The organism is Pseudomonas sp. SL4(2022) (genome assembly GCF_026625725.1).
In the GTDB taxonomy this organism is placed as follows: Bacteria; Pseudomonadota; Gammaproteobacteria; order Pseudomonadales; family Pseudomonadaceae; genus Aquipseudomonas.
The window spans coordinates 25,051-37,419 of sequence record NZ_CP113060.1 but is presented as its reverse complement, the minus strand read 5'-3'; the positions used below and the strand labels follow the sequence as shown (position 1 = coordinate 37,419).

The following is a 12,369-nucleotide window of genomic DNA, read 5'->3' as shown; positions in this document are numbered from 1 at the left end:
ATCGAGCGGCCTGCTCACAGCGTTTATTCAGCTTTTAGTTCGAGAAAATAACCATGAGTGCATCTTCAAATGCTGTCGCGTTGCTATTGAGTCTGGGCGTTCTGTTGGGCAGTGGCGCTGCGTGGGCCGCTGGCGAGCATCACGGCGGGCATCACGCGGCTGCGCCGGCCCAGCAGCAGAAGGCCTGGGGGATTGCCGGCGAGCCGGAGCAGGTCAGTCGTACCATCGAAATCAGCATGAGTGATCAGATGCGTTTTAGCCCCGACCAGCTTGAAGTCAAGCAGGGCGAAACCATCCGCTTTATCCATCGCAATGACGGGCAGGTCATGCACGAGTTTGTGCTCGGTACCCAGACTGAATTGCAGGCGCATGCTGCGATGATGGCGACATCCACGGGCATGCAGCATGAATCAGCGGATATGACGCATGTGGCACCGGGACAGCGCGAGGAGGTTATCTGGACCTTCAACCGTGTCGGTGAATTCGACTTTGCCTGCCTGATTCCAGGCCACTACCAGGCCGGCATGGTCGGTAAGGTGCGGGTGTTGGCGAACTGAACACGTTGGGCTGAGTGATCAGCCATAGCGCTGAAACAACCGGGGCCGCTTAGCGGCCCCGGTTGTTGGTTCAGACGGCTGCGAAGCGCTCGTCGAGATAGGCGATGATCGCCTTGGACTCATACAGCCAGGTGCTCTGGCCGTTTTCTTCGATGCGCAGGCACGGCACTTTGATCTTGCCGCCTTGCTGTTCCAGCTCGTTGCGCGCCTGGACGTCGTTCTTTGCATCGCGCAGGGCCACGGGCACATTCAGCTTATGCAGGGTGCGGCGGGTTTTTACGCAGAACGGGCAGGCGTGGAATTGGTACAGCGCGAGGTTGCTGGCGCTTTGCTCGACCGCAGCCTGAGCTTCTGCGGTGCGCTTGAGCTTGGCCGGACGGCTGATCCAGTCGAGGAAGATGATCAACTGGCCGAGGCCGATACGCAGTGCCTTGATAATCATGCGGGGACAAACCTTGGGTCGATAAACAGGGGCGCGCAGCTTACCCGAGTTTGCTGCGATTGGCCCGGCGCTGGCCGTGCTCCCGGTCGAACGGCATAATTTGCGCTCGATTACCTGACCCTGCCGAGCCTGCGATGAAACCCGAAGACCTGTTGTTGCTGGTGACCCGCGAGATGCCGTTCGGCAAATACAAAGGCCGTTTGCTCGCCGATCTGCCGGGTAATTACCTCAACTGGTTTGCCCGTGAAGGTTTCCCCCAGGGTGAAATCGGCCGGTTGCTGGCGCTGATGCAGGAGATCGACCACAACGGCCTGTCGGGCCTGCTCGACCCGCTACGCACTAAGCCGCGTGTGCCGTTCAAGGGGCGGTAGGTTTTTCACCGGGCAATAAAAAACCGGCTTATGGCCGGTTTTTTATTGCGTGCCATCCATGGCGGCAGCGTGTGTCGCGTGAGCGACGGTAAAAGGTGCTTCTGGCAATTTGCATTGCGCAGCAGGCGGCTTACTGCGCCTGGCTGACCTCTGGGGTGAGGGCCAGCGGTGGCACTTCAACGAACTCCAGTTGCAGGCGTTCGCTACTCCAGGCGCGTGTCTGGTTGGTCAGCGCCAGGTTGTCGTTCAGCTTTTGGCCGTAGGACGGGATGATTTCTTTCAGCTTGGCTTGCCACTGCGGGCTTTGCATCTTGTCCTTGAAGGTCTTCTCCAGCACCGAGAGCATGATCGGCGCGGCGGTCGAGGCACCTGGAGAGGCGCCGAGCAGCGCGGCGATGCTGCCATCGGCGGCGCTGACCACTTCGGTGCCGAATTGCAGAATGCCGCCGTGTTCAGCGTCTTTTTTGATGATCTGCACGCGCTGGCCAGCCTGGATCAGCTCCCAATCCGCCGATTGGGCGTTGGGGAAATACTCGCGTAGCGAAGCCATGCGGTCTTCCTGGCTGAGCATCAACTGGCCCATCAGGTAGGTGCTGAGTGAGAAGTTGTCGATGCCGGCGTGGGTCATGGGCAGGATGTTGTCAGTGGTCAGGGCGCTGAAGGTGTCGAGCAGCGAACCATTCTTCAGGAACTTGGTGGAGAAGGTGGCGAACGGGCCGAACAGCAGCACCTTCTTGCCATCGATCACCCGAGTGTCCAAGTGCGGCACGGACATGGGCGGCGAACCGACCGACGCTTTGCCATAGACCTTGGCTTGGTGCTGGGCGACGATCTCCGGGTTGCTGGTGGCGAGGAACGAGCCACCCACCGGGAAGCCGGCATAGCCTTCGGCTTCGCTGATGCCGGACATTTGCAGCAATTTCAGCGCTGCGCCGCCGGCACCAATGAACACGAACTTGGCATTCACGGTTTTTTCTGCGCCGCCATTGGTCAGGTCGGCCACCCGTACGTTCCAGGTGTTGTCGGCATTGCGCTCGATGCCGCGCACTTCATGCTGCAGGTTGAGGCTGATGTTGTCCTGTTGGCTTAGCGAGTCGAACAGCTGACGGGTGATTTCGCCAAAGTTGACGTCGGTGCCGATCGACATACGGGTCGCGGCCAGGGTTTGTCCCGGTGTACGCGCCTGCATGATCAGCGGCGCCCACTGCTGGATCTGCTGTGGATCTTCGGAATATTCCATGCCGCGGAACAGTGAACTGGCCTGCAGCGCCGCATGGCGCTTCTTAAGGAAGTCAACGTTATCCTCACCCCAGACAAAGCTCATATGCGGCACGTTGTTGATAAACGAGGTCGGGTTATTCAGAACCTTGCGTTCAACCTGGTAAGCCCAGAACTGTTTGGAAATCTCGAAGGCTTCATTGATCGCTACGGCCTTGCTGATGTCGATGCTGCCATCGGCCAGTTGCGGGGTGTAGTTCAGTTCGCAGAAGGCCGAGTGGCCGGTACCGGCGTTGTTCCAGGCATTGGAGCTTTCGCTGGCCACCTGATCGAGGCGCTCGTAAATGTCGATGCTCCAGCCCGGCTCCAACTCGTTGAGGTAGGTGCCCAGGCTGGCGCTCATGATGCCGCCGCCAATCAGCAGAACATCCACGGTTTTTTCCGGCTCGGGTTGCTTGGCGCAGCCGATCACGCTCAAGCACAGCAGGGCCAACAGGAGTTTTTTCATTGAACCAATCATCTCACTCGGTGAACTCGGGATGACGCCCGCGTCGACACAGGGGCTGTGTGCGGCAAACACTGCCGTGCCCGTCGCTTAGCGACAGGCGCATGACAGGTTTGCTGGGCGTCGTGTGCAAAACGGCAGTGGCACTGATGGCAGGCTGCTTGGCCTGTCATGGCACGCCAGGAGGCGCGGTTGACTGCTGTGGCTGGGTTAATGGCAAGAAGCGTGCCCGATATCCTGATGCCACTGGCTGCGGCGCTCTGCCGCATCAGCGGACGGTTGAGCGGGTACGCTGGTGGCGTGATCTCGCCATGCGCCAGGCCGTTTTTAACTGGCTTTGGCGGAATCTCGCCGTTTGTCTCGGGGGAAAATGAAAAAACCGGCGCATGGCCGGTTCTTTCTAACGCTGGATTGATCAGCTATTGACCAGACTGAGGAACTCGCTGCGCGTAGCGGCGTTCTCGCGGAACTCGCCGAGCATCACCGAGGTGACCATGGACGAGTTCTGCTTCTCCACGCCGCGCATCATCATGCACATGTGCTGGGCTTCGATTACCACCGCCACGCCGAGAGCACCAGTGACTTGTTGGATGGCTTCGGCGATCTGCCGGCTGAGGTTTTCCTGGATCTGCAGGCGGCGTGCATACATGTCGACGATGCGGGCGACTTTCGACAGGCCGAGCACCTTGCCATTGGGGATATAGGCGACGTGGGCTTTGCCAATGAAGGGCAGCAGGTGGTGCTCGCACAGCGAATACAGCTCGATGTTCTTCACCAGCACCATTTCACTGTTATCGGAGCTGAACAGTGCGCCGTTGGTCACTTCTTCGAGGCTCTGCTGATAGCCCTTGCACAGGTACTGCATGGCTTTGGCGGCACGCTTGGGGGTGTCGAGCAGGCCTTCGCGGGACACGTCCTCGCCAAGCTGGCCAAGGATCGCGGTGTAGTTTTGTTCCAGGGACATGATCTTCCTGTGGCACTAGCGGAGATTTACAGACGCGCAGGTTAGGGCGGTGCCGTCGGGCTGGCAAGGGCACGGCACGCCAATGTGCATCAGTTTTCTGACCAGGGCGGTAGCTGGGCAGCCCAGTTGTCGGCCCACAGGGTCAGTGGCAGGAACTGTTCGACCAACTCGATACCCAGGCGCGATAGCTGGTAGCCGCGCTCGCCGTTCTCCAGCAGCTGGGCGTCACGCAGCTCACCCAGGCGGGTGTTGAGCACGGAGGGCGATACGCCTTCGCAGCGGCTCTGCAACTCGCGAAAGTTGGCCGGGGTCTGATGCAGTTCCCAGAGCACACGCAGGCTCCAGCGGCGACCCAGCAGGTCGAGCAGTGCCATGATCGGGCGGCCTGTTTGCGAGCCACGTACCGGCTGGCCGGGTGTCGGGGTGTCCATGCTGGCTCCTTGCTTCTTTTTTAGTAGCGGCCTAGAGTGAGTTTGCTACTTTTTTCGTAGCTTAACAGCCCGTCAGGAGTATTGCCTATGTACAGCCCGCGTATTCAGCCCGTGCAACCACCCTATACCTCTGATGTGCAGGCGGCGTTTGATCGGGTTATGCCGCCCGGTATGCCGCCGTTGAAACTGTTTCGCAGCATGGCGCACAACCCGCGGGTGCTGCAGCGGTTGCTGGCTGCAGGCTTGCTTGATCGTGGCAGCATCAGCCTGCGCGAGCGTGAACTGCTGATCCTGCGCACCACGGCACGTTGTGGCGCGGAGTATGAGTGGGGGGTGCACGTTGCCGCATTCAATGGTCAGGCGGGGCTCAGCCCTGAGCAGCTGGCCGATACCTGCGCCGTCGTGACTGATGGCGGGTTATGGAGTTCGACTGAGCAGGCGTTGCTGGCGCTGGCTGACAGCCTGCATAGCAGCGCAGCGGTGGAGGATCGTCTGTGGCAGCAACTCAGTTCAGCATTCACTGAGGCACAACTGATCGAGTGCCTGGTGCTGGTGGGTTTTTATCACGCGGTCTCGTTTGTGGTGAACGGCCTGCGTGTCGAGCACGAGGCCCAGGCACCACGCTGGGCTGGCTAGGCGAGCGTGCTAGTCGTCGCGGCCGTCCATCATGGTGCGTTTGAGCATCACATAAACAGCGCCAGTGCCGCCGTGCTTGGCCAGGCAGGAGGTGAAACCGAGCACCTGCGGGTGCTGGCGTAGCCAGGTGTTGACGTGGCTTTTGATCATCGGTTTGCGGCCATCCATGCGCACAGCCTTGCCATGGGTGACGCGCACGCAGCGCACTTCCAGCTTGTTGGCTTCGGCAATGAACGCCCAGAGGGTGTCGCGGGCCTTTTCCACGTTCATGCCATGCAGGTCGAGACTGCCCTCGAAGCTGATCTGGCCCAGCTTGAGCTTGCGCATCTGGCCTTCCTGCACGCCGTTGGCCGCCCAGTACAGCGGGTCTTCAGCGCCCACGTCGATGACAAACTGATCGGACAGGCCGTCGACCTTGATACTGTCCACGCGCGCCGTAGCCGCCTGGCGCAGAGTGGCCAGCTGGGCACGGTTGGGTTTTGGCTTACCGGTATCGGCGCGGTCATGCTTGATGGGTTTGACGCCGCGCAGTTCGGCTTTGAATAGAGAAAAATCATCGTCTTGCATAGGGGCCTCCGCGAAGGCCGCTAGTGTACCTAAGCGACCGGCTTTCGTGCTGGCCTGTCGCTAGTCGCGCTTTTTCATCAGGTGGGGGGCCATGTTCAGTTCAGTGGCGCGCCGCGCACGGCGTCGACAGCGGCGCCAGAGCATGATGCCGACATACAGCAGGGCCAGGCCGATCACGGCGAACAGGCTGGCAGCCACTGCGGATTCATTCAGCGGGCCGAGTACCGAATGCTGGCCGAGTAGGGCGGCAACGCCGGCCATGCTCAGCAGAATGCCGAAGGTCGCCAGCAGGGCCCCCAGCGCGGCCCCCAGACGCGTTTGCCAGCTGCCGGCACTGCGCGGGCGCAGGCGTCGAGCATCAAAACCATCGGATAACTTCATGCCGGTTTCCTCATGCCGATTGACTCAGTGGCTATCGGCGGTATGACCGGCCGCTGCCGGTGTGGTTCAACCGTCACTGCTTAGGGTGTGACGGCACGCCCGTTTGTAGACGCTTCAGAGCAGGGCGCTGGCGCGTGGCACCACGGCGGCAAAGTTGTCGGCCAGGGCGATCATCTCGGCCCGGTGCATGTCGGCCGCACTGATCACCTGGCCGTCGAGCGTCGGCAGATCACGGGTGGCGCAGGCCGCATCGACCACGGTGCAACGGTAACCATAGTCCTTGGTGGCGCGTACCGTGGTGCTGATGCTGGAGTGGGTCATGAAGCCGCAGACAATCAAATCCAGCCGACCCAGTGTCTGCAGACGTTCATGCAGGTCGGTACCGGTAAAGGCATTGGGCATTCGCTTCTCGACGATGAACTCGCCCGGGAGCGGTGCTGCTTCCGGCAGGTGCAGGCCACGTGGGCCGCGCGGGTCGAGTAAACCGTCAGGGATACCCAGGTGTTTGACGTGAACGATGGCACTGCCCAGGTCTCGGGCCGCAGCGAGCAACTTGGCGATTTCTTCCAGCGCAGCATCCAGTCCCGGTAGTTGCAACACGCCGCTGCGGTATTCCTCTTGCGCATCAATGACCAGCAAGGTCGCATTGCTCAGGCTAGCGGGCGCATGGCCGCGGCCAGTGAGGGCGAACATCGTTTTAGGGGTGGACATGGCAGGAACTCCAGGCTGGCATGGACAGTCCACCCATTGTCCGCCTGTGCCGCGCTGCTGTGAACCTTTGTGGTTGATGATCTTGCGTGTCGCCTGTGCGGCGAGCAGAATCGAGCGGCTGCCGAGGAACGGTTTTTTCAAGCAAAGGAGCTGCAATATGAATCTGATTGCACTGTTTTTTGAACACTTCTGGCTGTTGTTCGCTGTGGCTATTTCCATAGCTGTGCTGCGCGAACTGCGCATCAAACGTGACGAGCCGTCCTCCAGCGAGTCGCGCAACAACCCCTAGGTCAGCTCGGGTACAGCTCTATAAGGCGCGCAATGGGCTAGAATGCGCGACTTTATCCTGCGGAGAGCTGCCGTGAGCGACGCTAAAAACGCCTATCCAACCCGTCTGCGCACCATCCGCGACTACATTCGCTGGGCCGTCAGCCGCTTTCATGGCGATGAACTGTTTTTCGGTCACGGCACCGATAATGCCTGGGACGAAGCCCGTCAGCTGGTGCTGGGGGCACTGCATCTGCCGTATGAAATCGCCGACAACTACCTCGACTGTCGCCTGGATGACGCCGAACATCAGCACCTGCACAGCCTCCTGCAGCAACGCATCGAATTGCGCGTGCCCACGGCCTACCTGCTGGGTGAAGCCTGGTTTTGCGGTTTGCCCTTTATCGTGGATCAGCGCGTGCTGATTCCCCGCTCACCGATTGCCGAGCTGATCGAGCAGCACTTCGAGCCTTGGCTGGCAGTCGAGCCCGCGCGGATTCTCGACCTGTGTACCGGCTCGGGCTGCATCGGTATTGCCTGCGCCTATGAGTTCCCCGAGGCCGAAGTGGTGCTCGGTGATCTGTCCTATGAAGCGCTGGAAGTGGCCAACCAGAATATCGAGCGCCATGGTCTGGATGACCGTGTGTACACCGTGCAGGGCGATGGCTTTGCCGGGCTGCCGGGTCAGCGTTTTGACCTGATCGTATCCAACCCACCTTATGTGGATGCCGAGGATTTCGCCGATATGCCGGCCGAATATCAGCATGAGCCTGAACTGGGCCTGGCCTGCGGTGAGGATGGCCTGGATCTGGTTCGGCGCATGCTCGCCGAGGCGGCGGATCATCTGACTGAGAAAGGTGTGCTGATTATCGAAGTCGGCAACAGCCAGGTGCATGTCGAGGCGTTATACCCGGAAGTCGACTTCACCTGGCTGGAGTTCGAACGCGGTGGGCACGGCGTATTCCTGCTCGCGGCCGCGCAGTGCCGCGAGCATCAGGCATTGTTCCGTCAGCGCCTACTGGGCTGATCAACGCAACATCAGGTGCCGGCTGAGCAAGGCGCGCAAGGCCGCTGGTTTGACCGGCTTGCTCAGGTAATCCAGACCGGCGGCATGCACCTGAGCGATCAGCTCGGGGCGGCCGTCGGCGCTGATTACCACGCCCGGCAGTGGCTCGGCCAGGCGGGTACGTAACCAAGCCATGAGTTCGGTGCCGGTTTCGCCGTCATCCAGGTGGAAATCCACCAGCGCCAGTTGCGGGCGCACGTTCTCGCTCAGCAGATGCTCACATTCCAGCCGATTGCGCGCGGTCCACACCTGGCACCCCCAGCGTGACAGCAGGCTGTGCATGCCGGTGAGGATGCTGTCTTCATTGTCCACGCAGAGCACCTGCGTGCCGGCCAGGGCCTGACCGGACTGCTCTGGCGCGATGGCGGGTTTGGGGGCTTCGGCCTGCTGTGCCAGGGGCACGGTGACGCTGAACACGCTGCCTTTGCCCGGCCAGGAGCGTACTTCCAACTGGTGGCCGAGCACGCGGCACAAACCGTCGGCAATCGCCAGGCCCAGGCCCAGGCCTTTTTCGGCGCGGGTCTGGTGGCTGTCCAGGCGTTTGAATTCTTCAAAAATCACCTTGCGCTTGTCGTCGGGAATCCCCGGGCCGCGATCCCATACTTCTAAACGCAGCTGCTGGCCGTTGCGGCGTACGCCGAGCAGTACGCGGCCCTTGGCGTAGCGGAAGGCGTTGGTCAGGAAGTTCTGCAGAATGCGCCGCAGCAATTTGATGTCGCTGTCGATCCGCAGGCGGCTGCCGCGCAGGCGGAAGTCCACGCCGTGTTCGGCGGCCAGCACCTTGAATTCCGCACCGAGGGTGTCGAACAGGCTGTTCAGTGCAAACGCGTGGCGATCCGGGGTGATGCGGCCGTTTTCCAGGCGTGAGATATCCAGCAGGTCACTGATCAGGTCTTCGGCGGAACGCAGCGAGCTATCCAGGTGGCGTACCAGTTCGCGGGCGTCGCTGGGCAGGGCGTCATCCTGATGCGCAAGGGCGGCGGAGAACAGCCGCGCGGCATTCAGCGGCTGCATCAGGTCATGGCTGACTGCGGCGAGAAAGCGGGTTTTTGACTGGTTGGCCGCTTCCGCCACGCGCTTGGCTTCAATCAGCGCCTGGTTCAGTTGCGAAAGCTCCTGAGTGCGCTCGCTGACCCGCTGTTCCAGGCCTTCATTGGCGTCCTTGAGTGCACGCTCGGCTTCGCGGAACTCGGTGATGTCAGTGAAGCTCATCACGAAGCCGCCGCCGGGCATGGGGTTACCGATCAGCTCGATCACCCGGCCGTTGGGAAACATGCGTTCAGAGGTGTGCGCCGTGCCCTGACGCATCCAGTACAGGCGTTTGCTGACGTGTTCCTCGATATCGCCGCCACCGAGCAGGCCGCGTTCAGCGTTGAAGCGGATCAGCTCGGCCACCGGCCGGCCGACATACACCTGGCCGTCGGGGTAGTTGAACAGCTCGATATAACGATGGTTCCAGGCCACCAGGCGCAGCGACTGGTCGACCACGCTGATGCCCTGGGTGATGTTCTCGATGGCGCCCTGCAGCAGTGCGCGGTTGAACTGCAGCACTTCCGAGGCTTCGTCGACGATGCGCACCACATCCTCGACGTGCATCTCGCGGCCTTCGATGGCGGCCTTGACCACGGCACGTGTCGAGGATGCCCCCAGCACACCGGCCAGCAGCCGCTCGGTGTGGGCGATCCAGTCGCTGGTGGCATTCTGGTTGGGGTCAAAACCCTTGCCCTGGCGGTAGGCAAAGCGCATGAAACTCTGCCGCGCGCGGTCTTCACCGACAAAACGGTTGGCCAGCAGCAATAGGTCGCCGACCTGCACCGCGAGCATACTGCGGTTGCTCGGCTTGGTACCCAGGTCGTGGCCGATAAAACGGCCGGCTTGCCAGTGCTCGGCCACGCGGGTGCGCGAGAAGTAGGAAACCCAGGCAAACAATAGGAAGTTGCCGGCCAGTGACAGCACCACACCGCGGGTCAGGGGGTCGACCTGGAAGCCAATCGGACCATACAGCAGGCTGGGCAGGCCAGGGAAACTCTCCAGCGGCCAGCCCAGACCACGTGCCACCAGCGGTATGACCAGGGTATAGAGCCAGATCAGCGCACCAAAGAACAGGCCGGCAAACACGCCCTGGCGGTTGGCCTGTTTCCACACCAGGGCACCGAACATCGCCGGGGCCAGCTGGCCAATGGCGGCAAAGGATACCTGGCCGATGGTTGCCAGGCTGGCGTTGGAGCCGAGCAGGCGATAGCACACGTAGGCCAGCAGCAGGATCAGTACGATGCTGACCCGGCGCGCGGTAAGCATCCAGTGGCGGAAGGCTTCGAACGGCCGCTCGGTGTTCTGCCGACGCAGCAACCAGGGCAACAGCATGTCGTTGGAAATCATTGTCGACAGCGCCACCGAGGCGACAATCACCATGCCGGTGGCCGCCGAAGCACCGCCGATAAAGGCCAGCAGCGCCAGCGCCGGGTGTGCCTCGGCCAGCGGCAGACTGATTACGAAGGAGTCCGGGGTGATGCCGGCCGGCAGGAGCATCTGCCCTGCCAGCGCGATGGGCACTACAAACAGTGCGGCGAGGATCAGGTAGGCAGGGAATACCCAGCGTGCCAGATTCAGGTCCTTGGGCTCGATATTCTCCACCACTGTTACATGGAACTGCCGTGGCAGGGCGATGATGGCGATCATCGCGAGGCCAGTCTGGGTCATCATCGCTGGCCAGTTGACGGTTTGTTCCCAGAATTTCTCCAGTCCTGGGCTGGCCTTGGCCTGGCTGAACAAATCGCCAAAACCGTTGTACAGGCCGTAGGTGACGAATGCGCCGACGGCGAGGAAGGCCAGCAGCTTGACCAGCGACTCGAAGGCAATCGCCAGAACCATGCCGCGGTGATGCTCGGTGACATCCAGATTGCGTGTGCCGAACAATATTGTGAACAGTGCCAGTGCCAGTGACACGATCAGGGCGGTGTCCTGAGCGCTGGTGCCACTGGCGCTGGCCCCTTCGCCAATCAGCAGATTGACCCCAAGTACGATGCCCTTGAGTTGCAGCGCAATGTAGGGCAGCACGCCGACCAGGCAGATCAGCGCCACCACCACCGCCAGCGCCTGGGACTTGCCATAGCGCGCGGCGATAAAGTCAGCAATCGAGGTGATGTTCTCCTGCTTGCTGATCATCACCATTTTCTGCAGCACCCAGGGGGCGAACACCAGAATGATGATTGGCCCGAGGTAGATCGGCAGAAATGACCACAGCTGCTCGGCGGCCTGGCCTACCGCGCCGAAAAAGGTCCAGCTGGTGCAGTACACCGCCAGCGACAGGCTGTACACCCATGCCCGCACGCGTGGCGGCATAGGTGTGGCGCGGCGGTCGCCATAGAAGGCAATGGCGAACAGGGTGGCCATGTAAATCAGCGCTACGGCGGCGATCAGCCCACTGGACAGGGTCATGCAAGCTCCGAAAGCAAACTATAGGGGGCTGCCGGGGTCATAACTGGCAGCGCAGCGGCTGACCAGAGCCTACCGCATCAGCGCCCATTGAAGAGGATGGGTGTCAGTCTCGCAGCAAAGTGATGGTGCGTCAGGCACGACCAAGGTCGCACTGGCGTATAACCTATAGCTGTTGTGGATTGTGCACACGGGTTGGCCCTGTTAGCGTGTCGCGCCTGCGACGCTGTCCGAGGAGGGACCCTATGTTCAAGCCGCAACTGATTACCCTGCAACGTGGCGGATTGCGCATCGAACCGATGGTCGATGCCGATATTCCCGCCCTGATCAGTCTGGCCGAAGCCAATCGCCAGGAACTGATCTACATGAGTGGCAGCCAGCGGCTGGACTGGTATCGCCAGGGTTTGCTTGAGCAGCGTGAAGGGCGCGCCTTGCCCTTTGTTATTCGTTTGGGCGATCAGTTGGTGGGCACCACCCGTTTCGGTGACTTCATGAACAGCTTGCCGGCGGTTGAGATCGGCTGGACCTGGCTGGATCGCAGTCAGCACGGCACGGGCCTGAATACCACCATCAAGTACCTGATGCTGCGGCATGCCTTCGAGAACTGGAGCATGGTGCGGGTGCAACTGAAGACCGCTGCCAGCAACCTGCGCGCGCAGCGTGCCATCGAAAAGCTCGGTGCGCAGCGCGAAGGCGTGCTGCGCAACCACCGCCGCCTGGCCGATGGCCGTCTGGATGATACGGTGCTGTACAGCATCACCGATCACGACTGGCCGGCGATCAAGCAGCAACTGGAGGCGCGTTTCAGCGGTTGAGGC

15 protein-coding genes are annotated in these 12,369 nt (G+C 61.4%); 7 read left to right on the top strand and 8 right to left on the bottom strand.

What is annotated here, in order from left to right:
• Positions 1–53 precede the first annotated feature (53 nt).
• Positions 54–557: a cupredoxin domain-containing protein gene (locus OU997_RS00195; protein WP_267808465.1), complete on the top strand. Its 504-nt coding sequence runs from the start codon at positions 54–56 to the stop codon at positions 555–557.
• Positions 558–627: 70 nt separating this feature from the next.
• On the opposite strand, the gene OU997_RS00190 is transcribed toward OU997_RS00195, so the two are convergent.
• Positions 628–999 (bottom strand): glutaredoxin family protein, encoded by a 372-nt coding sequence (locus OU997_RS00190; protein ID WP_108486296.1) that lies wholly within the window; start codon positions 997–999, stop codon positions 628–630.
• A gap of 134 nt (positions 1,000–1,133) precedes the next feature.
• On the opposite strand from OU997_RS00190, the gene OU997_RS00185 reads away from it, so the two are divergent.
• Positions 1,134–1,370 (top strand): DUF3820 family protein, encoded by a 237-nt coding sequence (locus OU997_RS00185; protein WP_267808463.1) that lies wholly within the window; start codon positions 1,134–1,136, stop codon positions 1,368–1,370.
• Positions 1,371–1,500: 130 nt separating this feature from the next.
• On the opposite strand, the gene OU997_RS00180 is transcribed toward OU997_RS00185, so the two are convergent.
• Entirely contained in the window at positions 1,501–3,096 is a 1,596-nt protein-coding gene (locus tag OU997_RS00180) for a malate:quinone oxidoreductase (RefSeq protein WP_267808462.1), read from the bottom strand.
• Positions 3,097–3,318: 222 nt separating this feature from the next.
• On the opposite strand from OU997_RS00180, the gene OU997_RS00175 reads away from it, so the two are divergent.
• Positions 3,319–3,519 carry a hypothetical protein gene (locus OU997_RS00175; RefSeq protein ID WP_267808460.1) on the top strand — a complete coding sequence of 67 codons (201 nt, stop codon included), beginning with the start codon at positions 3,319–3,321 and terminating at the stop codon, positions 3,517–3,519.
• On the opposite strand, the gene folE is transcribed toward OU997_RS00175, so the two are convergent.
• Together folE and OU997_RS00165 are read right to left on the bottom strand one after the other, a co-directional pair.
• The gene (folE, locus tag OU997_RS00170) at positions 3,509–4,057 is read right to left on the bottom strand and encodes a GTP cyclohydrolase I FolE (protein ID WP_108486294.1); all 549 of its coding nucleotides are present in this window, start codon (positions 4,055–4,057) and stop codon (positions 3,509–3,511) included. The genes OU997_RS00175 and folE overlap by 11 nt on opposite strands.
• 89 nt (positions 4,058–4,146) lie before the next feature.
• Positions 4,147–4,488 carry a winged helix-turn-helix transcriptional regulator gene (locus OU997_RS00165; protein ID WP_267808459.1) on the bottom strand — a complete coding sequence of 114 codons (342 nt, stop codon included), beginning with the start codon at positions 4,486–4,488 and terminating at the stop codon, positions 4,147–4,149.
• Positions 4,489–4,575: 87 nt separating this feature from the next.
• On the opposite strand from OU997_RS00165, the gene OU997_RS00160 reads away from it, so the two are divergent.
• The gene (locus OU997_RS00160) at positions 4,576–5,124 is read left to right on the top strand and encodes a carboxymuconolactone decarboxylase family protein (RefSeq protein WP_267808458.1); all 549 of its coding nucleotides are present in this window, start codon (positions 4,576–4,578) and stop codon (positions 5,122–5,124) included.
• A 9-nt stretch (positions 5,125–5,133) separates the two neighbouring features.
• On the opposite strand, the gene OU997_RS00155 is transcribed toward OU997_RS00160, so the two are convergent.
• The 3 genes from OU997_RS00155 to OU997_RS00145 all read right to left on the bottom strand — a co-directional run bounded on the left by OU997_RS00155 (position 5,134) and on the right by OU997_RS00145 (position 6,783).
• Entirely contained in the window at positions 5,134–5,691 is a 558-nt protein-coding gene (locus OU997_RS00155) for a Smr/MutS family protein (RefSeq protein WP_108486291.1), read from the bottom strand.
• 60 nt (positions 5,692–5,751) lie between these two features.
• Positions 5,752–6,072 carry a hypothetical protein gene (locus tag OU997_RS00150; protein ID WP_108486290.1) on the bottom strand — a complete coding sequence of 107 codons (321 nt, stop codon included), beginning with the start codon at positions 6,070–6,072 and terminating at the stop codon, positions 5,752–5,754.
• Between the two features lie 114 nt (positions 6,073–6,186).
• Entirely contained in the window at positions 6,187–6,783 is a 597-nt protein-coding gene (locus OU997_RS00145; protein WP_267808455.1) for a cysteine hydrolase family protein, read from the bottom strand.
• Between the two features lie 157 nt (positions 6,784–6,940).
• Here OU997_RS00145 and OU997_RS00140 point away from each other — a divergent pair, with 157 nt between their 5' ends.
• Together OU997_RS00140 and prmB are read left to right on the top strand one after the other, a co-directional pair.
• Positions 6,941–7,072, top strand: coding sequence for a hypothetical protein (locus OU997_RS00140; protein WP_256583010.1), 132 nt, complete (start codon positions 6,941–6,943; stop codon positions 7,070–7,072).
• 72 nt (positions 7,073–7,144) lie between these two features.
• On the top strand, positions 7,145–8,077 hold the full coding sequence (prmB, locus tag OU997_RS00135; RefSeq protein ID WP_256583009.1) for a 50S ribosomal protein L3 N(5)-glutamine methyltransferase: 933 nt from the start codon (positions 7,145–7,147) through the stop codon (positions 8,075–8,077).
• Here prmB and OU997_RS00130 read toward each other — a convergent pair whose 3' ends face one another.
• Positions 8,078–11,554 carry a PAS domain-containing hybrid sensor histidine kinase/response regulator gene (locus tag OU997_RS00130; RefSeq protein WP_267808452.1) on the bottom strand — a complete coding sequence of 1,159 codons (3,477 nt, stop codon included), beginning with the start codon at positions 11,552–11,554 and terminating at the stop codon, positions 8,078–8,080.
• 242 nt (positions 11,555–11,796) lie between these two features.
• Between OU997_RS00130 and OU997_RS00125 the strand changes: the two genes are divergently transcribed.
• Positions 11,797–12,366: a GNAT family N-acetyltransferase gene (locus OU997_RS00125; protein ID WP_267808450.1), complete on the top strand. Its 570-nt coding sequence runs from the start codon at positions 11,797–11,799 to the stop codon at positions 12,364–12,366.
• Positions 12,367–12,369 lie beyond the last annotated feature (3 nt).

Coding starts and splice junctions, on each gene's coding strand:
- OU997_RS00195 (WP_267808465.1), top strand. CDS start 54: ATGAGTGCATCTTCAAATGCTGTCGCGTTGCTATTGAGTCTGGGCGTT.
- OU997_RS00190 (WP_108486296.1), bottom strand. CDS start 999: ATGATTATCAAGGCACTGCGTATCGGCCTCGGCCAGTTGATCATCTTC.
- OU997_RS00185 (WP_267808463.1), top strand. CDS start 1,134: ATGAAACCCGAAGACCTGTTGTTGCTGGTGACCCGCGAGATGCCGTTC.
- OU997_RS00180 (WP_267808462.1), bottom strand. CDS start 3,096: ATGAAAAAACTCCTGTTGGCCCTGCTGTGCTTGAGCGTGATCGGCTGC.
- folE (WP_108486294.1), bottom strand. CDS start 4,057: ATGTCCCTGGAACAAAACTACACCGCGATCCTTGGCCAGCTTGGCGAG.
- OU997_RS00165 (WP_267808459.1), bottom strand. CDS start 4,488: ATGGACACCCCGACACCCGGCCAGCCGGTACGTGGCTCGCAAACAGGC.
- OU997_RS00160 (WP_267808458.1), top strand. CDS start 4,576: ATGTACAGCCCGCGTATTCAGCCCGTGCAACCACCCTATACCTCTGAT.
- OU997_RS00155 (WP_108486291.1), bottom strand. CDS start 5,691: ATGCAAGACGATGATTTTTCTCTATTCAAAGCCGAACTGCGCGGCGTC.
- OU997_RS00150 (WP_108486290.1), bottom strand. CDS start 6,072: ATGAAGTTATCCGATGGTTTTGATGCTCGACGCCTGCGCCCGCGCAGT.
- OU997_RS00145 (WP_267808455.1), bottom strand. CDS start 6,783: ATGTCCACCCCTAAAACGATGTTCGCCCTCACTGGCCGCGGCCATGCG.
- OU997_RS00140 (WP_256583010.1), top strand. CDS start 6,941: ATGAATCTGATTGCACTGTTTTTTGAACACTTCTGGCTGTTGTTCGCT.
- OU997_RS00130 (WP_267808452.1), bottom strand. CDS start 11,554: ATGACCCTGTCCAGTGGGCTGATCGCCGCCGTAGCGCTGATTTACATG.
- OU997_RS00125 (WP_267808450.1), top strand. CDS start 11,797: ATGTTCAAGCCGCAACTGATTACCCTGCAACGTGGCGGATTGCGCATC.